This is a genomic window from Pedobacter sp. NEAU-ZC8 (genome assembly GCF_059278965.1).
In genome coordinates this window covers 11,093-32,439 of the sequence record NZ_JCAJXC010000027.1, presented here as the reverse complement: position 1 = coordinate 32,439, position 21,347 = coordinate 11,093, and the positions used below count along the sequence as shown (strand labels likewise).

Sequence of the window (21,347 nt, the reverse complement as noted above, 5' to 3'; positions counted from 1 at the left end):
TTAACAATCCTGCTTTCAGGTTGTTTGTGCTGCGGCTTTAAGCCAGGCCCATGTTATAAGGACATCTTCTTATCTTTGCAACATACGATATGACACACATTTTAGACAACCCGATCTGGTGGGCATTGAACGGTGAAAGCCGGCATCTTGGACAAGGCACGGATCAGCTGAAATACTTCTTTCCGGAGGTTTCGCCTTTCGCTGCATTAATTGACGAAACGCCTGCTAACTTTAGCAGCCTGTTCGAGCGTTTCAGGGATGAACAAATTATAGTCATGTTCTCGCCCAAGGATGATCTTGATCCATCGCCATGGACCATTGTCGACAAAATCCCAGGATTGCAGATGGTTTTTGAAGCTGAAATTCCTGAAGAAGTACAGGTAGGGGATATTGTTGAACTTAGCGAACAGCATGTTCCTCAAATGTTAACCTTGACGCAGATCGCTCCACCAGGACCCTTTTCCCAGCGAACAATTGAATTTGGAGGCTACAGCGGTATATTCTTTGGGGATGATTTGGTTGCGATGGCAGGCGAGCGTCTGCGTGCTGGAGCCTACACGGAGATCAGTGCCGTTTGCACCCATCCGGATTATGCCGGGAGAGGCTTTGCAAAAAGATTAATACTGCACAAGCTTAAACAAATAACTGCCGCGGGACAAGTACCTTATTTACACGTAAAATCTGAGAATACTATAGCTGCCGATCTCTATCAAAGAATGGGATTTGTGGTACGTTCGGAGATGAACTTCTATATTTTAAAGCGGTAATTTGCAAAGCCAGCGTTAACCAGAAGCAACCTTCTGGTCAACGCTGACCAGCTGATTATTGCGAAAGCGAGAAACTGATCGGGATATTATACTTTACCCGGACCTGCTTGCCATTTTGCACACCGGGTATCCAGGTCGGACTTGCCTTCAGTACCCGGACTGCTTCTTCGTCTGTACCACCGCCCAGACTTCTCAATACCTTGATGTCTGTTAATGTTCCATTCCGCTCAACGACAAAGGATACAAAAACTTTACCTTGAATGTTGTTCTCCGCAGCCATGGGCGGGTATTTGATCGATTTATTCAGGTATTGGTAGAACTTTTCAATACCACCTGGAAATGTAGGTGGCACCTCCAAAATCGCCATGTCATAGACCTTGGTGTCGTTAACAACTGCAGCTGCATCTCTTTTCGGTCCATCGCCAGCAGGCTCGACAATCACAATATCCGCGTCTGGTGATCCTGCTATGGTCTTCTGACCAGGATCTGCATTCTGCAAATCTTTGATCTGTGGCGGTTCCACATCATTCACCAGATTATCTGCACGAACCACCGGCGGAGGAAACTTCAGCTGATTTTGTCGTGCAGGAGGCGGTTCGACAGCTGGCGGTGGTGGTGTTTCCGGGTTTATTGGCGGCGGTGCTGCAATGATCACCTCCACTGGGCTGCTGGTAACATCCTCGGGTACCGTGCCGTTGATCAAACTGATAATTCTCGGACTCAGGAACAGGAGAATGAATAATGTTCCGGCATAAAGCAGTGATTTGGAAGTGTTCGCGTCACTTTGGCGCCGTAATTCATAGGCACCATAATTTTTATTCTTCTGATCGAAAATAACATCAAGCCATTCTTCTCTGTGCAGATTGATTTTGGAACCGAACATAACATTAAGGGTTAGGTAAATAGATTTATTTTAAATTGAGGATGTCTCGTCTGGGGCTTTTCCATAAAAAAACAGCGAAAGAAAATAAACCAAGTGGCTAAAGGTCTTGTGTTTTAAACACATCCAGTTTCTCCAATTGCTGTCAACAACTCGATTTTTTATTTGTTAATTAGTGGTTGTTCCCTAAGTATTAGCATTCCTTTATGTCGTATTTCGCCAAAGCCATCTCAAACGTACTCTCCGAACTTCATGTTGATCCCAATACCGGCCTTTCTTCGCAGGACGTCGCCAATCGGCAGGAACAATATGGCCCCAATAAGCTTATCGGTAAAAAGCGGAAAAGTATACTTCAGCTGTTTATTGCGCAATTACAGGATTGGCTGATCTACGTGCTGTTTGTAGCAGTGGTGATTACCCTATTTATGGGCGAATATGTAGATGCGGTCATTATTCTGATCGTTATCATTCTGAACGCAGTCCTCGGGGTGGTTCAGGAGATCAAAGCCGGGAATGCTATTGAAGCCTTACAGAAAATTGCCTCACCAAAAGCGATTGTAAAGAGAGACGGAAATATCAAGGAAGTTGATTCTGAAAGCCTCGTGCCGGGTGACATCCTTATTTTGGATACCGGCCGCTTTATCGCTGCGGATATCCGCTTGATCGAATCCGCAAACCTGCAGGTGGAGGAATCTTCGCTTACCGGCGAGTCGGTTCCATCCAGTAAAAACGCCGAGGAAATACATGATGAAGATACTGCGCTTGGTGATCGGGATAATTCGGCCTTCATGTCTACGCTGGTGACCTATGGCAGGGGTGTTGGCGTGGTGACCGCGATAAGCATGCAGACGGAAGTGGGTAAAATCGCGAACATCATTGGCAATGAGCAGGAATCCAAAACGCCGCTGGAGGAACGATTGGATAAACTGGGTAAAACGCTTGGCTTGCTTGCAATTGGAATCTGTGTATTTATCTTTATCGTTGCCTGGTTCCAAGGGCGTGAGTTGCTGGAGATGTTCCTGACTTCCGTGTCCCTGGCTGTTGCTTCTATTCCGGAAGGTCTTGCCGCCATTGTTGCGGTGGTGCTTTCTATCGGTGTTACCAAGATGTCTAAACGCAATGCCATCATCCGCCAGTTGCCGGCAGTAGAAACCCTGGGTTCCGTGAATGTCATCTGTTCAGATAAAACCGGTACACTCACCCAGAACAAGATGACCGTTACCAGAAGTTTTACGCTTGAGGGAGAGCAGGATGTTGCAGATCAGCAGCAGGGCACTGCCGACGCTGAACTGCTTGCAAAGGCGATGGTCCTTTGCTCAGACGCAACCTACGAAAATGACGAAGGTACCGGTGATCCGACAGAAATTGCGCTCCTGATCTATGCCGATAACCTCCGATTAGATCGTAAAACTTTGGCGCAGGTCAATAAACGTGTCGGTGAGTTTGCCTTTGATTCCGATCGAAAACTCATGTCTACCCTGATCGAAAGTGATGGAAAATATACCGTCTACACCAAGGGTGCCATAGATAATCTCCTGGACAAATGCAGCCGGGTGTTAGAACAAGGGAAGGAAGTTCCAATTACAGAAAGCCATAAAGCAGCTTTTCTGAAAGCTGCAGATCAGATGTCTGATCAGGCGCTACGTACCCTTGGTGCAGCTTACAAGCAGGTAAGTGGCCCTATACCGGAAGCCGAAATGGAACAGGATCTGGTGCTGATCGGTATGGTCGGCATGATCGATCCGCCAAGACCAGAGGTTATCGAATCCGTAAAGCGCGCCAAAGCTGCGGGAATCACCTGTGTGATGATCACCGGCGACCATAAGAACACGGCCTTTGCCATTGCACGTGAGTTGGGCATTGCTGATGATATCAAACAGGCATTAACCACTCAGGAACTTAATGCCATGAAAGAAGAAGATTTTGTGGCAAACATCGAGCAGTATCATGTCTTTGCACGGGTATCGCCGGAAGACAAAGTTAGAATTGTCCGTGCATTAAAATCTCATGGTAATATCGTGTCCATGACCGGCGATGGTGTAAATGATGCACCATCACTAAACGCTGCTGACATCGGCGTTGCGATGGGCATCACGGGTACCGATGTGGCCAAAGGTGCAGCCGACATGATCCTTACCGACGACAACTTCTCGACGATCGTGGTTGCTATTGAGCAGGGCCGCAACATTTACAACAACATCAAAAAATCTGTAATCTTCCTGCTAACCTGCAACCTGGGTGAAGTGGTTACCATGTTCGTTACGCTGAGCATCGGTTGGGAAGTGCCTTTAATTGCCACGCAACTGCTATGGATCAACCTGATCACCGATTCCCTGCCGGCAGTGGCACTGGGGATGGATCCGGGAGATCCGGATGTGATGAAGGAGAAACCTCGTGCCAAAAACGAAAGCTTCTTCGCTGGTGGCAGCGGCTGGAATGTGCTGGTCGGTGGATTGCTCATCGGTATGCTTACCGTTATCGCTTTCTGGTATGGCTACTACGAGCACGGAGCAAGTCCTTTTGACCACTCCGTAAGTCCTGAAATCGTGGAATATGCCAGAACCATGGCTTTCATGGTGCTTGTTGCCAGTCAGCTTTTTTATTCCCTGGCCATCAGAAATCACGTAAAATCCATCTTTAGCATTGGTGTATTCAGCAATAAATACCTCGCCGGAGCAATTGTACTCGGTCTGGCGTTACAATTGCTTGTTATTGGCATTCCATTCATGCAGGAAGCTTTTGGATTGCAGATGCTTGATCTTAAAGGCTGGATGATGGTGATTGCACTCGGATTGGTGCCTCTGTTCCTAAGTGAGTTCCTGAAGATCTTCCGCAGGAAACATCAGGAGGACTGAGTTTAGTGGAATACCCATTTTGTACTTGCTCTTATGGTTTTAACCTTTAGATTTTGAAAATACTACTCACCGGTGTCACCGGCTATATCGCACAGCGGTTACTACCGGTCTTACTGGATCAGGGCCATGAAGTTGTAGCCTGTGTACGGGACAAGCTCCGTTTCAATCATAGCTATCCGCAGGCTAAACTGCAGATCATTGAGGTCGATTTTCTTAAGGAAGAAACCTTGCAGCAGATTCCCGCTGATCTGGATGTGGCATATTACCTCATTCACTCCATGTCTACGCAGTCTGCGGATTTTGGCCAGATGGAGCAAACCTGTGCAGAGCACTTCAAGCGAAGCATTGAACAGACGAACATCAAACAGGTTATTTACCTCAGTGGCATCGTAAATGATGTCGGGCTTTCACGACATCTAAAGTCCAGAAAGAACGTTGAAGATATCCTAAGCACTGGCCGCTTTGCACTGACAACGCTGCGTGCAGGTATTATTGTAGGATCAGGCAGTGCCTCATTTGAAATCATCCGAGATCTGGTAGAAAAGCTTCCGGTGATGATCACACCCAAATGGCTGAAGACCAGATGCCAGCCTATCGGTATCCGCAATGTCGTGGAGTTCCTGGTAGGGGTGCTCGGACGGGAGGAAACGTACCGTAGATCCTATGATATCGGCGGAACAGATATACTGAGCTACAAAGAAATGCTGCTACGTTTTGCTAAGATCAGAGGTTTGAAGAGACGGATCTTTATTGTGCCGGTCATGACACCCCGTTTATCTTCCTACTGGCTGTACTTTGTGACTTCTACCTCCTATGTGCTGGCCAAAAATCTGGTGAACAGCATGAAAGTGGAGGTGATCTGCAAAGCCAATAACCTCCCACAACTGCTGAATATTCAACTGCTCGACTATGATACTTCGATCAAACTGGCATTCGACAAGATTGAACAAAACCAGGTTTTATCCAGCTGGAAAGATGCTCAAACGAGCGACCTTTTCAAGAACAGCCTGACCCACTACTTGGATGTTCCGGTGAATGGCTGCTTTCAGGATGTGCAGCGGCGACCTGCGCTGCAGCCTGAGCTCGCACTGCAGCGTATCTGGGCGATTGGCGGAAAAAGCGGATGGTATTATGGGCGCTGGCTTTGGGAGGTCCGTGGCATTATGGACCAGATGGTGGGCGGGGTAGGCATGCGCAGGGGAAGAAAAAGCGACTCCGAAATTTATGCCGGAGAGTCCCTGGACTTCTGGCGGGTGCTCATTGCCAATAAAGCGGAGCGAAGGCTGTTGCTCTACGCGGAGATGAAGCTACCCGGTGAGGCTTGGCTGGAGTTTAAAATGAACGAAGACAATATACTTACACAAACGGCAACCTTCAGACCTTTAGGCCTGCTGGGCCGGCTATATTGGTATTCCGTATTGCCGTTTCATGGCTTCATTTTTAAAGGTATGATCAGCAATATTGTTAAGCCCGCGGTATCACGGCAAACACCATAAAAACCCATGTAGAAAAGCAATGCAATCCTAAGAAGAAAATTTTTATCTTGGGCCTACCATCTGGCTGCTAATGCTTTCTGTACAAACACTCAATCGATCAACACTTTATGTAATATTAGTGCTCCTGCTTTCCTGCAGTGTTGGTTCCGGTTACGCGATGGATGTTGAAGCGAAAGATGGTATCCTCGACCTTCGTAAGCAGAGTATCTCCCAAAATATTACCCTAAACGGCGAATGGCTGTTCTACTGGAACGAGTTGATCGAGGATCATCAGCAAGCATCGAAACCAGGGGTTAAGGTACAGGTACCCAAGCTCTGGACCAGCTATAATTTCGACGGAAAGTCTTATCCATCTTTCGGATATGCCACATACAAGCTTACTGTGCTGCTGCCGAAGGATGCCGGATTGCTTCGGATCAGTATGCCTGAAGTGTATACCTCCTACAAGTTGATCATCAATGGCGCCGTTGTGGCGCATAATGGACGCGTCGGCAAGAGCGCTGCAGAGGCCACTCCAGAGTGGATAAACAAGGACGTAGACCTTGATCTCGGTGTCGACACCTTAAACGTACTGCTCCAGATCTCTAATTTCACCCACCACAAAGGTGGTATCAGTAAGCCCATTTTCCTGGGACCAAAAGAGTTTGTAAAACTCGACCGCAAACGTACGGAAGCCTTCGATCTCTTGCTTACCGGCTGTGTGCTCATGGGGGGATTGTTTTTTCTTGGACTGTACCTTTTTGGTAACCGCGATAAAGCAATCTTACTGTTCGCGATCTTTGCCATGATCTACAGCTATCGTATGATTGGTACGGACAATTACGTGCTGCATAGCTTGTTTCCGGGTATCAACTGGTATATCGCCATCAGAATTGAGTACATCAGTTTATTCTCCGCAATTGGTTTCTTTGGCCTTTATAGCCGCTATTTATACCCAGAAGACATCAACCGGTATGTTGTCTTTTCGATTTGTACCATTTGCTTTGGCTTTGCTGCTGTGGCGCTGGTGTTTCCGCCGGTCGTGTTCAGCAGCCTCATTAATCCGTTCCTCGTTGTAACGGTCTTCTGTTTGTTGTACGTGCCATACCTGTATATCCGCGCCTGCATTAAAAAACGGCCAGGCTCCTTGTATGCACTTGCGAGCGCATTTGCATTGATGTCGGTTTTTACGATCTCGCTGCTCCACTACTGGCACATTCTGCCGCAGCTACAACTGATCAGCTTTGTGGGTTACATCAGCTTTTTCTTTCTGCAATCATTGGTGCTGTCTCACCGGGTGTCATTCGTGCTTAAACAAGCAGGCGAACAAGCTGCGGAAGGCCTTGTAGCGAAATCAGAGTTCTTGAGCACCATGAGCCATGAGATCCGAACCCCGCTAAACTCGGTGATCGGAATGAGTCACCTCTTGCTTAAAAATGAACCTCGGCAAGATCAGCGAAAGTTGCTGGATGTGATCATTTTCTCTGCAAACAACCTGCTGAATATCGTAAACGACATCCTGGATTACAGTAAGATAGAAGCTGGTAAAATCACTTTCGAGGAGATCGAGATGGACATTCCTGCTTTAGCGAACAACCTGGTTTCAAGTCTGAATAGTGCAGCGCAGGATAAGGGGATCTCTTTAAAGCTGTTTATCGATGAATCACTGAACTACCGTGTTATTGGTGATCCAACCAGGCTGTTCCAGGTCATTACCAACCTCGTACATAATGCGATCAAGTTTACCGCCGAAGGTGGTGTCTCCTTACACATCAATGTCACCGATGCTGATGCGCAAACAGTCACCTTGCTAATACAGGTTAAAGACACCGGAATCGGTATATCGCAAGAAAACCAGGCCCGGATTTTCGAACGGTTTACGCAGGCCGATTCGTCTACGGTCAGGGGATTTGGCGGAACTGGATTAGGACTGGCCATTACCAAAAGGATTCTCGAACTAAGAAAGACCACGCTGCAATTGAAGAGTGAACCTGGTAAAGGGTCCAATTTCTTTTTCTCTCACACCTTCAAACGAACGCATACGCTTCTAAAGGTGAAAAAGGCAGAAGACCTAAAGGTAGGCGATAACAAGCCGTTCTCCGGTTTCCCAATTCTGCTGGTGGAGGATAACCCGATGAACGTGATGGTCGCAGAGTCATTCCTGAAGCGCTGGGGTGCCACCGTTGATGTCGCTGTAGATGGTGCAGATGCTTTGGAGAAGGTAGATGTATTGAAACACAAGCTCATCCTGATGGACCTGCACATGCCGGTGATGGATGGTTACAGCTCCTCGATGGCCATGCGGGTTAAAGGTATTCAAATCCCGATCGTTGCTTTAACGGCGACCTTGCCCTCTGAGATCGAGACGAAGCTTGCGGAAACGGGTATAGATGATATCCTCGTGAAGCCGTTCCTGCCAGATGAACTGTTCCGCAAAGTTTATCATCACATCTTCCGGGATCTTTAGTTTACATTTAAGTACCCAAAAGTAAACATTGGGATACCTTGCGAATGCTTAAAGCACTATATTTTTAACTTTGGTAATTTAAGCCCGATACCTGATGATGAAATTCCGATTGTCCCTGTTGTTTTTTCTGACTACACTCTTCACGAATCTTTGTGCACAAACGATTCCCTTTACTGCACCTGCCAGAGGCTTTGTAAGTACGGAACCAGCAGCCAACTGGTCACATGCACTGCTTAGTGGAAATGGCACCCTGGCCGCAATGGTCATGGGACAGCCTCATGCGGAAACACTGATCTTCAGTCAGGCTGATCTGTATATTCCCTTAAACGAACCTAAAATGCCGATTAGTCAGGGCAGTCGGATGGAGGAGATCCGCAAGCTGCTGCTGGAGGGTAAAGGCGAAGCTGCCGCCAGAATTCCTGTTGATCAACGTAATAAGGAAGGTTTTGATATTGGCCGCGATCCTTATATTCCTGCGTTCGACATGCATATCGATCAGCAAGCATCAAACCTGAAAAAGTACCAACGCAGTGTAAACTTCGAAACGGGTGAAGCCATGGTAACCTGGGCGGATGAAAAAGGTACTTTCGAACGTAGGGTCTTTGTTTCGCGGGCGGATAGCGTGATTGTGATTTCCATTAAAGGCAATGCAAAGATCAGCACGACTCTCGACTTTGCACAACGGCCCATAGAAGCTAAACAGGCAGATTTCGTGAAGACTGGGGTGGCGGAGGCAAAGGCCACCGCGGAGCCTGACTTCTTAACCTTTCAATGTAAATTTAAAAACCACTACAAAGATGGTTTACAAGGCTATGAAGGTGCTGGCCGTGTGCTGCTCAAAGGCGGGAAAGTGGAGGTTGTTGGCCGAAAGCTGCAGATTACAGATGCAGATGAAATATTAGTGCTCATCCAGATCAAGCCTTCCAAAAACTGGAGCCAATCTAAGCTTGCTGCAATGAAAGCACAGCTGAATGACCTGAGTACCGACTATGCGGTACTTCGTGACCGCCACGTTTCAATTCACAATAAATTATTCAGTCGCTCGCGACTGCATCTAAATGCGGATCCTGCGTCATGCCAGTTAAATAGCGAAGCATTGTTAGCGCAGTCAAAGACCAGTGTTCCTGCAGCTTTGATCGAAAAGGTATATGATGCTGGTAGATATAACATCATCAGTGCGATGGGTACCAACCCACCAAACTTGCAGGGCATCTGGTCAGGTACCTGGACAGCACCATGGTCGGCCGATTTTACGCATGACGGCAACCTGCCTGCAGCTATTGCCAGTGTGCTAAGCAGCAACATGCCGGAATTGATGGATTCATACTTTCGCTACCTTGAAGAGAAGATGCCTACTTTCCGGGAAAATGCCAGGCTGCTATACGGCGCCGAAGGTATTCACATTCCGGCACATACCAGTAACAACGGACTGGATACCGACTTCGGTGAAATCTGGTGCCTCACCTACTGGACCGGGGCAGCAGGCTGGGCGGCAGATTTTTTCTACGACTATTATCAGTACACCCAAAACCGGGAGTTCCTGAAAAGCCGTGCTTATCCTTTCATGAAGGAAGCTGCGGCCTTTTACGAGTCCTTTCTAACCATCGGACCTGATGGGAAATACATTTTTAATCCTTCATATTCCCCGGAAAACAATCCGGCGAACGCTAAATCCCAGGCGGTGATCAATGCCACCATGGATGTGATGATCGCCCGCCAGCTGCTAAACAACTGCATTGCGGCAGCGAAAACCTTAGCGCTTGATGCGCCAAAAGTGAAGCTCTGGACGGAGATGTTGAGCAAAATGCCGGAATATGAAGTGGCAAGCGACGGTACCCTGCGCGAATGGCTGTGGCCGGGGCTGGAGGAGAACATGCCGCACCGCCATGTATCTCAACTGTATGCACTCTATAATAAAGCAGATTCCACAATCACCGGTAACCCGGCGCTTCTGGCTGCGGTAAACAAGACCATAGATGGTAAAATGAAATTCAGGGAGGACGAAGGCGGCGGGGAGATGTCTTTTGGTCTGGTACAACTTGGCCTCGCTGCGGCGCACATCGGCGAAGCCGAGAAAGCAAAAACCGCGGTAGACTTCCTGGCTTCCAAATACTGGTCTACTGGTATGGGCTCTTTCCATAATGTTGGCGAGTTGTTCAATACCGACATCAGCGGTGGACTTCCCGCTGTGATCCTGGAGATGCTGGTGTATTCCGAGCAAGACATGATCAAACTGCTGCCGGCGCTTCCAAAAGCATGGAACAAAGGAAAACTTGAAGGCGCTTTATTACGGGGGAACATTCAACTGCAGCAACTGGAATGGGCAGATAAACGCATCAAAGTCACGCTTAGATCTGGCGTACGCCGCCAGGTTAACCTGGTGATGCCTGCAGAGGTCGAGCAGCTAAAGATTAATGGATTCACGGTAAGCAACAACAGGATTAAAGACCGTAAGTTCCTGCTAAATCTTCCGCAAACCAGGGAAGTTAACCTGGAGATCACACTGAAATAAGTTGGTGTTCAGCCCTGCAGCTTGAAATACTTTGCTGATTATGCTTGCTTCGGGGCTGGAGTTTTTTAATTTCGTTATTCCAAATATATCTAAAGGGTTAGCGCCAGAGTATTGATGTTGCAGCAAAGACTTCTTGTTTTCCTGACCATAATTTTAATATCTGCGACCTGCTTCGGGCAACAGAACCAGATTCAGTTCGCCCGGCTGGATCTCTCTAACGGCCTATCCCACAATCAGGTAAATGCTATTCTTAAAGATTCCAAAGGCTTCATGTGGTTCGGTACGCTCTCCGGGCTGAACCGGTATGACGGTTACCAGTTTAAAACCTTTAAGAATGACCCGCGGGATAGTACAACCATTGTAGACGATTTCGTAACCGGAATCTTTGAGCTACCCGGGCACAAGTTATACCTGGAAACCCGCAGCGGCCCTAACATCTACGATAACATCAGCCAGCGCTTTGTGCGGGATGTCAAACCGTACCTTAAGACGCTAAACATTACAGCCAGCGCCATTCGTGACATCATCCGGGATGATGATGGTAATTTCTGGTTCAACGGACTGGAGGGCGGTGTTTTCAAATACAATCCGGCAACGAAAAGCACTTTGCACCTTAAGAATGCCGGAGAAACAAAAGGTGCTTTAGATCAGACTCCGGTTTCTGCCATCCAGCAAGATGCTGAAGGCAACATCTGGGTCATCCACCGCAACAAAAGCATAGAACTGCTGGACCGGAAGTCCGGCAAAGTGCAAAAACGGATACGCAACTATCAACTGAAGAAAACTTCTGAATTCCAGGATTTCAGGCTGTTTGTAGATCAGGATCTGGACCTCTGGATCTATACCACGAACACCCAACATGGCATCGACTACTATTCCCCTGCGAAAGGTAATAAGCGCTACCTGGACAAGGGACCTGGGTCCTTGAACAACAATCTTATTGCTGGCTTACTGCAGGATAATAAAGGCCTGATCTGGATCGCTACCGACCATGGCGGCGTGAACCTGCTAAATAAACGTGATTTCAAGATCCGGTACCTGCTGAATAAGGAAGATGACCTGAAAAGCTTAAGTCAGAACAGTATTACCAGCCTGTATAAAGATCCGACTGGCATCATCTGGATTGGCACCTTTAAACGTGGGCTGAGTTTCTACCATGAGAAGATCCTGAAGTTTCCGCTGTACAGTCACCAGGGCGTAAACCCAGCGGGACTGGTCTATGACGACATCAACCGCTTTGTGGAGGATAAAGAAGGAAATCTATGGATCGGTACAAATGGTGGCGGACTATTTTACTTCAACCGCAAAACCGGACAGTTTAAACGCTTCCAGCATAATCCTGCAAATTCGAATAGCTTGAGCAACGACATCATTGTGAGCCTGTTCATTGATAAAGCTGGGATCTTATGGATCGGAACCTACTTCGGTGGGCTCGATCGCTTTGAAAATGGGAAGTTCTACAACTACAAACACAAAGCAGGGGATCCCGCCAGCCTGGCCGACGACCGGGTATGGGATATCCTGGAAGATCGAAAAGGGCGCTTTTGGGTAGCAACGCTGAGCGGGGGATTGGATCAGCTGGATCGTCAGACCGGTAAGTTTACTCATTACAAAGCCGGTATGGCTAATAGTGTAGGCTCCAATTTCATCTCCTGCCTTATTGAAGACCGTGCTGGAAACATCTGGATTGGTACCTCAGAAGGTATAGATAAGCTTTCGCCGCAAGGTAAATTCCAGCACATCAAAACGGAAGCGGGTAAACGCAATACGCTGATCAATAACATCGTATATGACCTGATGGAAGATAGCTATGGTTTCATCTGGATTGCTACCAGGGACGGCTTGAGTCGTTTGAATCCAAAAACCATGGACTTTCTGAACTTCGACAGCCGGAACGGGCTTACTGAAAAAGCTACTTTAAAGGTAATTGAGGATCAGGATAAAAACTTTTGGGTGAGTACGGCGAACGGACTTTTCAAGATCATCGTCCAGCGTGATCAACAGAAGCGCTTCAACTATTCTTTCCGGAAGTATGATGAGCATGATGGTCTGCAAGGCAGTGCGTTCAATGCCAATGCCGGTTATAAAACCCGAAAAGGGGAGTTGCTGTTCGGTGGGGCGAACGGATTTAACCTCTTCAACCCCGATGAGATCAAGACAGATAACAGCAAGCCGCTAATCGTGCTGTCAGAACTGCAGATCTCCAATAAGAGCGTCGGTATTGGTGAGCAGATCGACGGGCGGGTGCTTCTACATAAATCCATTGTTTTTACAGACACCCTCGAACTAAAATACAGCCAAAACAGTATAACGTTAAGCTTTGCGGCACTCAACTACTTCGGTCCGCAGAAAATCAAGTACCGGTACAAGCTGGAGGGTTTCGACCAGCAATGGCAGGAACTCCAGGAAGATATCCGAAGAGCCACGTACACCAATATCGATCCTGGTGAATACGTGTTTAAAGTCGTATCCACGGATGCCTCTGGAAATTGGGCGAATAATGAGGAGAGTGTTAGGATCGTGATCAAACCGCCCATCTGGCGTACCACCTTCGCTTACATCATGTATGTGCTGCTGTTTGGTGGCTCCTTACTGTACCTTCGGCACCGTGGCATTAAGCGCGCCCGGGAAGAGTTTCTACTCGAACAGGAACGGCAACAAGGTAAACGCCTCCACGAGCTGGACCTGCTGAAAATTAAGTTCCTCACCAATGTTAGTCATGAATTCCGTACACCGCTGTCACTGATTATTACCCCTTTAGAGAAGCTGATCAAACATGCCAGTGATTCTGACAAGCAGCAGTTACAGATGATACAGCGTAATGGCCGCCGCTTGCTCAACCTGGTAAACCAACTACTGGACTTCCGCAGGATGGAAGTACACGAGCTTAAACTGCATCCTAAAACCGGCGATATCATCGCTTTCATCAAAGAGCTATGCCTTTCCTTTAGTGACGTTGCCGATCGTAAAAACATCTGCCTGAACTTCAAAGCTGACCGCAGCAGCCTGATCACCTTGTTTGATCATGATAAGATCGAGCGTATCCTGTTCAACCTGCTCTCCAATGCTTTTAAGTTCACGCCGCAAGGCGGTAAAGTTGGCGTTGAACTCAGCACCAGGTACACCCTTCAGAATAAAACGGCGCTGGTATTGAAGGTTATAGACACCGGTATCGGCATCGAAGCCGACAAGATCGACCGGATCTTCGAACGTTTCTTTCAGAACGAGGTACCAGATTCCATCGTGAATCAGGGTAGTGGCATTGGTCTGTCCATCACCAAAGAGTTTGTAAAGCTTCATGGCGGAGAGATCAAAGCCGAGAGTGTTGTCAATGCAGGTAGCACCTTCACCATTACGCTGACCTTTGCTGAACAGCATGCCGAATACAACAGCATCATGCCGCCACAGGCGATGCTGATCAGCGGTAAAAATGTTGCATCAAAGGAAAGGAATGAGCTGGATCCAAATAGCAAGAAGCCTGTGTTGATGTTGGTAGAGGACAATGAAGACTTCCGTTTCTACCTTAAAGATAACCTAAAAGAATTTTACCAGATCGTAGAAGCTGTAAACGGCAGGGAAGGCTGGCAGAAAGTACTCGCGCTGCATCCTGATCTCATTGTGAGCGATGTGAGCATGCCGGAGATGGATGGTATCGAGCTATGTAAAAAGATCAAGTCGGATAAGCGTACCGCCCATCTGCCCGTGATCCTGTTAACCGCCCTGACCACCGATGACGAACAGCTCACCGGACTGGAAACAGGTGCCAATGATTACATGACCAAACCATTCAACTTTGAGATCCTGCTGTCCAAGATCCGGAACCTGCTGGCACAACAGGCACTAAGTAAAAAGACCTACCAGAAGCAGGTTGACCTGAAACCACAGGAGGCCGAGATAGAATCGGTAAACGATAAGTTTATCCGGCAGCTCTCTATGCAGATAGAAAAGCATTTGTCAGACAGCAATTATAGCGTAGATCAGCTCAGCGCCGACTTAAATATGAGCAGGGTAGGCTTGTATAAAAAGCTGGTGCCGCTAACCGGAAAATCACCAGTCGAAGTGATCCGTTCTTACCGCCTTCAGAAATCAAAACCACTATTGGAATCACAACTCAGTATAGCCGAAGTAGCCTACCAGGTTGGCTTCAGCAACCCTAAACACTTCAGTAAATACTTCAAGCAGGAATTCGGAATCCTACCTTCCACATATGCCCAGTCCAGGCAGTCAAAAACGCCTGTATCGTAAAAACAGGCGGGTTTGTTAACATTTTGATACCAAATTGTTAACATTTCTATCCCTTCATCAAAGCTTCATACGGATACTTTTAGGTCAATAAACCGAATGTAAACCATCATGTATTCTTATGAATAAATTTAGGGCGAAATCCTTATTGTTTATGGGCAGTTTTTTCCTGTACCTCCACGTATCTGCCCAGGAAGGTAAAGACTATGTTAAAACATCAAATGGCATAGAAGTAACCATTGGCGACTCTTTGTACGGCCTGAAAAAATTGAGACTTGAACCTGTTACAGACCAGATCATTCATGTCCGCGGCATATCCGCAGCAGCGGAGGCCTTCCCGGAAAGTAAATCCTTAATGGCCATCAAAACCAGTGGCAATGTAAAATTCTCTGCCAGCTCAGACGCACAAATCGTTTCACTGATCACCGCAGCGGTAAAAGTTGAGGTTTCCAAGGAAACAGGTTTGATCACTTACCGCGACGCCAACAATAACATCTTACTTGCACAAAGCAAAATTGCGGAACCTGCCCTGCGCGCCAAAGTATTCAATGGTGAGCCATCGTACCAGGTTACTCAAATCTTCGATGCACAGGATAATGAAGCCTATTATGGCTTGGGCCAACACCAGCAAGGTATTGTAAACTACCGCGGCAGAAGGGTTGACCTTGTACAATACAATACGGAGATCGCTGTACCTTTTGTAATCTCCAATAAAGGTTATGGCATTCTATGGGACAACTATTCCATCACCCGTGCAGGTGATATCAGGGACTATGAACCCCTGAGTGCCATGCGTCTTTTTTCTAAGGATAATAAAGAAGGCTGGTTGACCGCAAGTTATGCGAACAAAACAGCACCGGAGAAAACGCTGTTCAGCACTGCCGTTTCAGAGCTATCAATGAACTGGTTAACAGACCAGCACAAATTTCCTTCCGATCGCATCAAATTACAAGATGCATTGGTAACCTATGAAGGTTCTGTGTCTAGCGGTGTTAGTGGCCTCTATCAGTTACAGCTAAAATATGCAGGTTACATCAAAGTATGGTTTGATGGCAAGTTGGTGGCTGATTACTGGCGCCAGGCCTGGAATGCCGGTTCCGCGGTATTGGACTTAAACCTGGAACAGAATAAAAAGACCAAAGTAAAGATCGAATGGATACCCGATGGCGCTGAGTCCTATATCGGACTGGAAGTGCTGCCACCGGCACCTGAGTCGCATAAAAACACCTTCGCCTTAAGCTCAGAATCTGGCGCTGCCCTTGACTACTACTTTATACAGGGGCAAAATGCCGACCAGGTCATTTCCGGCTACCGCACCGTGACTGGCAAAGCCGTACTCATGCCAAAATGGGCAATGGGCTTCTGGCAAAGTCGTGAGCGTTACAAAACACAGGACGAGATCCTGTCGACCGTAAAAGAGTTCCGCAGCAGGAAAATTCCTTTAGACAACATCGTACTCGACTGGTCATACTGGAAAGAACCAGAATGGGGCAGCCAGGAGTTTGATCCTGCACGTTTTAAAGATCCGGACCAGATGATCAAAACCATACACGATCAGAATGTGAAGCTGATGATCTCCGTATGGCCGAAGTTCAACAAAGGCTTCGATGTCTACGATGAATTTGACAAGAACAACTATTTGTACAAGCGTAATATCGAAGATGGACGTAAAGACTGGATTGGCAAGGGCTATTCTAACACCTTCTATGATGCTTTCAACCCTAAAGGTCGTGAGGCATTATGGAGCCTGATGAACAAGAGACTGTATAGCAAGGGCATCGATGCCTGGTGGATGGATGCTACGGAGCCAGATATGCACTCCAATCTGCCGGTGGAGATCCGCAAGGAGCTGATGACGCCAACCTATGAGGGTTCTGCAACGACTTACTTCAATGCTTTTCCACTCGTAAATGCTAAAGGTGTATATGAAGGGCAGCGTAAGACCAATCCGCAGGATCGTGTGTTTATCTTAACCCGTTCTGCATACGCAGGACTACAAAGGTATGCTGCTGCAGCTTGGAGCGGAGATATTGCTTCACGTTGGGAAGATATGAAAGCACAGATCGGTGCAGGTATCAACTTCTCCCTATCCGGTATGCCATACTGGACCATGGACATTGGCGGTTTCTCTGTAGAAAGAAGGTACGAACAACCTAACGCAGAAAACCTGGAAGAGTGGCGCGCATTAAACACCCGCTGGTTCCAATTCGGTACTTTCGTACCCTTGTTCCGTGCACACGGACAATATCCGTTCCGCGAGATCTACAACATCGCACCCGAAGATCATAAAGCCTACCAATCTATGTTGTACTACAACAAGCTGCGGTATCGCTTGATGCCATACGTGTACACCCTTGCAGGTATGAGCCATCAGAATGACTATACCATTATGCGAGGGCTCATGATGGACTTCCCGAAAGATCTTAAAGCATCTAACCTGAACGATGCATTCATGTTCGGACCTTCATTATTGATCAACCCGGTTTACAACTATAAAGACACCAAACGTAGCCTGTACTTGCCGGAGGGGCAGGGTTGGTACGATCTGTATTCTGGTAACTACCTGAAAGGTGGTCAGCAGATCAATGCGGACGCACCATATGAAAGAATGCCGGTATATGTAAAAGAAGGTTCCATTATTCCAACCGGGCCGGAGCTTCAGTACACCTCAGAGAAGAAAGCAGACCCGCTAACCATCTTTGTTTACGGTGGAAAAGATGCATCCTTTACCCTATATGAAGATGAAGGCACCAACTACAATTACGAGAAGGGTGCTTTTTCAACCATCACCCTGAACTATACGGAAGCAACAAAAACCTTGAACATCGCAGACCGTAAGGGAAGCTTCAAAGGCATGTTGCCAAACAGAAATATCCGTGTGGTCTACATCACACCAAAGTCGGCAAAAGCATTAGACTTCGATCAGAAAACAGAAAATCTGATCAAGTATTCAGGCAAGGCAACTTCCCTGAGACTGAAATAAGCTGCACAAACAACAACCAAATATAAATGAATCAATTATTTACTCAATCGTTATGAACGGAATGAAAACGAAACCCAGTATTAAAAAAGCAGGCTTCTACCTGCTGTTTTTGCTCTCGTTACTTGTTCTGAATCATCCTTCATTTGCGCAGCAAAGGCAAGTTAGTGGAAGGGTGACCGGAACCAGCGACGGACAGCCGATCCCCGGTGTGGTGATCAAAGTAAAAGGCAAAACCGGCGGTGCCGCTACGGACCAGAATGGCGCCTATAGCATCACGGCACAAACAGGAGATGTTTTACAATTTAGCTCCATAGGTTTTACCACCAAAGAAGCCACCGTGGCCGCATCAGGGAACATCAATGTGAGCCTTGCAGAAGACAATCAGGAACTTGACGAAGTTGTCGTTGTTGGTTATGGCGTGCAGCAGAAGAAACTCGTTACTGGTGCTACTGTACAGGTAAAAGGGGAGACGCTGCAGCGGCAGAGTACAACCAATGCGCTGCAAGGACTTCAGGGCCAGACACCAGGTGTACAGATCGCTTCCACATCAGGTCAGCCCGGTGAAGCCATGAAAGTGACCATCCGTGGTCTTGGTACCATCGGTAACTCCGGACCACTGTATGTGGTTGACGGGGTGCTCACCGGAGATATCACCTACCTGAACGCTGCAGACATCGAGTCCATCGACGTATTAAAAGATGCGGCTTCTGCTGCGATCTATGGTTCGCAGGCTGCAAATGGTGTTGTACTCGTAACTACCCGTACCGGTAAGCGCGGTCAGCAGGCCGCCATCACTTTCGATGCTTATGCTGGAATACAGAACGTGGCTAAAAAGACAGACATGCTGAATGCAAGCGAGTTTGCTTCCATCATGAACGAAGCCGCCATTAATGGGGGCAAACAGCCGATCTTTACCAATGATCAGATCCTTGCATATGGTGAAGGCACCAACTGGTTGGATCAGATGTTTGTAAAAGACGCTTTAACACAAAACTATTCACTTGGTGCATCCGGCGCATCGGATGTTTCTGTGTTCTCTACAGCTTTCTCTTACACCAGTCAGGAAGGTATCGTCGGTGGTAAAGACCTCAGTAACTATGAACGTTACAGTTTCAGGATCAACTCCGAGCATAACTTCTATAAAGACATCCTGAAGATCGGTCAACATTTAACGTATACCGACATCAACAATAATGGTATCGGCGTAGGCAACCAGTACAACAATGCGCTGCGTGGCGCATTTAATACCAGCCCCTTTGTAAAGATGTATGATGAGAATGGTAATTTCTTTGACAACTCCAGCTCCAGCTGGAACAATGGTGAGGCTAACCCTTATGCACAGATGGTGTATGGTAATCAAAACAGAAGAAACAATCAGCGTTTACTGGGTGATGTTTACCTGACTGTGGAGCCCATTAAAAACCTGAAGTTCCGCACCAGCCTTGGTATGGACTACAATGCTGCGGAGAGTCGCTCTTTTGTGCCAATCTATCAGCTTTCTATCTACGCATATAACCTGACAACACGCGCAAGCCAGTCGATGAACAAGGGCAAGTCCTTGATATGGGATAACTTGTCAAGTTATAAGTTCAATGTTAATAACGATCATGACTTTGAAGTCATGGCTGGTAGCTCTGCTTACCAGGCAGATGGATCGAATATTTTTGGTACCAACACCAACTTGATCTTTGAAGACCTTGATCATGCCTGGTTGAGTAATGCCACCGGTAAAAACATCGCTGGTATCTCACTTGGTGGTGCGCCTTACGATGAAGATCGCCGGATGTCGTACTTCGGTAGGTTAAACTACAACTACAAACAAACTTACCTCCTGAATGCAACCTTCCGTGCGGATGGTTCGTCAAGGTTCTCTTCTCAAAATCGCTGGGGTTATTTTCCTTCGATCTCTGCAGGATGGGTTGCCACCAACGAGAAATTTATGGAAGGACAGCGCAGCTGGCTTGATTTCTTCAAGCTTCGTGCGAGCTGGGGGCAGGTTGGAAATCAGAACATTGCTGCTTTCCAATACCTGGCACCAATTACCCTAAGCAATACCAACTACATTTTCGGACCTGAAGAAGGAACATTGGTACCTGGCGCTTACCCTAGCCGTATTGCTAATCCAGGTTTGAAGTGGGAAACTTCAGAGCAGAGCAATATCGGTTTCGATGCGAACATCCTCAAAGGTATGTTGAGCATTAATTTCGATTGGTATCAGAAAACCACCAAAGACTGGTTGATCTCTGCACCAATTCTTGCAACAGCAGGTGCGGATGCGCCTTTCATAAACGGAGGTAATGTAAAGAACTCTGGGGTGGAGCTTGCCTTAACCTTCAAAAACAAAATTGGAGAATTTAACTACAGCATCGGTGTAAACGGTGCCTATAACAAAAATACCGTAGGCAATATTCCTACCGCAGACGGTATCGTGCACGGCTTAACCAACCAGCTTTTTGATAATGCACAGGAATTTTACCGTGCACAAAGCGGCTTCCCGATTGGTTATTTCTGGGGCTTAAAGACTAATGGTATCTTCCAGAATGAAGCGGATGTACAAGCTTATCAGGCCAACGGATCCCCGATCCAGCCTACGGCAGCTCCGGGTGATGTACGTTACGTTGACTTAAATGGCGACGGTAAAATTGACGGCGCCGACCGCACCATGATCGGTAACCCGAACCCGGATTATACATTCGGTATCACGCTTTCGGCAGACTATAAAGGCTTCGATTTCTCTTTAGTTGCTTCAGGTGTTGCCGGGAATGATCTGGTACAGTCTTACCGGAATCAGGCAAATCCTTATGGCAACTACACCAGTAGAATACTGGACAGATGGCGTGGTGAAGGTTCTTCGAATACAACGCCAAGGGTGACGGAAGACAACCGCAACTGGACCAACTTCTCCGACCTTTACATCCAGTCAGGCGATTACCTGCGCATCAGCAACGTGACGCTAGGCTATGATCTTGGACGCGTGTTCAAAAAGAGCTACCTAAAACAAGTGAGACTTTACGCTTCAGCACTTAACCTGTACACCTTCACGAAATACGATGGTATGGATCCGGAAATCGGATATGGCTCTGAAGGCTTTTCTTCAGGTGTAGACGTGGGTTATTACCCTAGACCTAGAACCTTTATGTTCGGCGCTAATTTTAGATTTTAATCA

The 21,347-nt window shown here is 47.3% G+C and carries 9 protein-coding genes; 8 read left to right on the top strand and 1 reads right to left on the bottom strand.

Annotated elements, in window-relative coordinates; all coding sequences use genetic code 11:
* The first annotated feature begins 89 nt into the window (after positions 1–89).
* Complete coding sequence (locus tag AC5WJX_RS17310) at positions 90–767, top strand: GNAT family N-acetyltransferase (protein WP_494485525.1); 678 nt, start codon at positions 90–92, stop codon at positions 765–767.
* Positions 768–822: 55 nt separating this feature from the next.
* Here AC5WJX_RS17310 and AC5WJX_RS17305 read toward each other — a convergent pair whose 3' ends face one another.
* Complete coding sequence (locus AC5WJX_RS17305; RefSeq protein ID WP_494485524.1) at positions 823–1,650, bottom strand: energy transducer TonB; 828 nt, start codon at positions 1,648–1,650, stop codon at positions 823–825.
* A gap of 203 nt (positions 1,651–1,853) precedes the next feature.
* Between AC5WJX_RS17305 and AC5WJX_RS17300 the strand changes: the two genes are divergently transcribed.
* The 7 genes from AC5WJX_RS17300 (at position 1,854) to AC5WJX_RS17270 (ending at position 21,344) form a co-directional block, all read left to right on the top strand.
* A complete protein-coding gene (locus tag AC5WJX_RS17300) occupies positions 1,854–4,502 on the top strand; it encodes a cation-translocating P-type ATPase (RefSeq protein ID WP_494485523.1) in 2,649 nt (882 codons plus the stop codon).
* Between the two features lie 53 nt (positions 4,503–4,555).
* Positions 4,556–5,998 (top strand): SDR family oxidoreductase, encoded by a 1,443-nt coding sequence (locus tag AC5WJX_RS17295; protein WP_494485522.1) that lies wholly within the window; start codon positions 4,556–4,558, stop codon positions 5,996–5,998.
* Between the two features lie 70 nt (positions 5,999–6,068).
* On the top strand, positions 6,069–8,444 hold the full coding sequence (locus tag AC5WJX_RS17290) for an ATP-binding protein (protein WP_494485521.1): 2,376 nt from the start codon (positions 6,069–6,071) through the stop codon (positions 8,442–8,444).
* Between the two features lie 94 nt (positions 8,445–8,538).
* Entirely contained in the window at positions 8,539–10,956 is a 2,418-nt protein-coding gene (locus AC5WJX_RS17285; RefSeq protein ID WP_494485520.1) for a glycosyl hydrolase family 95 catalytic domain-containing protein, read from the top strand.
* 114 nt (positions 10,957–11,070) lie between these two features.
* Entirely contained in the window at positions 11,071–15,201 is a 4,131-nt protein-coding gene (locus AC5WJX_RS17280; RefSeq protein ID WP_494485519.1) for a hybrid sensor histidine kinase/response regulator transcription factor, read from the top strand.
* Positions 15,202–15,319: 118 nt separating this feature from the next.
* Positions 15,320–18,181: a TIM-barrel domain-containing protein gene (locus AC5WJX_RS17275; protein ID WP_494485518.1), complete on the top strand. Its 2,862-nt coding sequence runs from the start codon at positions 15,320–15,322 to the stop codon at positions 18,179–18,181.
* Between the two features lie 52 nt (positions 18,182–18,233).
* Positions 18,234–21,344, top strand: coding sequence for a SusC/RagA family TonB-linked outer membrane protein (locus AC5WJX_RS17270; protein WP_494485517.1), 3,111 nt, complete (start codon positions 18,234–18,236; stop codon positions 21,342–21,344).
* The last annotated feature ends 3 nt before the right edge of the window (positions 21,345–21,347 follow it).

Excerpts from the sequence above, each read along its gene's own strand:
- AC5WJX_RS17310 (WP_494485525.1), top strand. The coding sequence starts at position 90 with ATGACACACATTTTAGACAACCCGATCTGGTGGGCATTGAACGGTGAA.
- AC5WJX_RS17305 (WP_494485524.1), bottom strand. The coding sequence starts at position 1,650 with ATGTTCGGTTCCAAAATCAATCTGCACAGAGAAGAATGGCTTGATGTT.
- AC5WJX_RS17300 (WP_494485523.1), top strand. The coding sequence starts at position 1,854 with ATGTCGTATTTCGCCAAAGCCATCTCAAACGTACTCTCCGAACTTCAT.
- AC5WJX_RS17290 (WP_494485521.1), top strand. The coding sequence starts at position 6,069 with ATGCTTTCTGTACAAACACTCAATCGATCAACACTTTATGTAATATTA.
- AC5WJX_RS17285 (WP_494485520.1), top strand. The coding sequence starts at position 8,539 with ATGATGAAATTCCGATTGTCCCTGTTGTTTTTTCTGACTACACTCTTC.
- AC5WJX_RS17280 (WP_494485519.1), top strand. The coding sequence starts at position 11,071 with ATGTTGCAGCAAAGACTTCTTGTTTTCCTGACCATAATTTTAATATCT.
- AC5WJX_RS17275 (WP_494485518.1), top strand. The coding sequence starts at position 15,320 with ATGAATAAATTTAGGGCGAAATCCTTATTGTTTATGGGCAGTTTTTTC.
- AC5WJX_RS17270 (WP_494485517.1), top strand. The coding sequence starts at position 18,234 with ATGAACGGAATGAAAACGAAACCCAGTATTAAAAAAGCAGGCTTCTAC.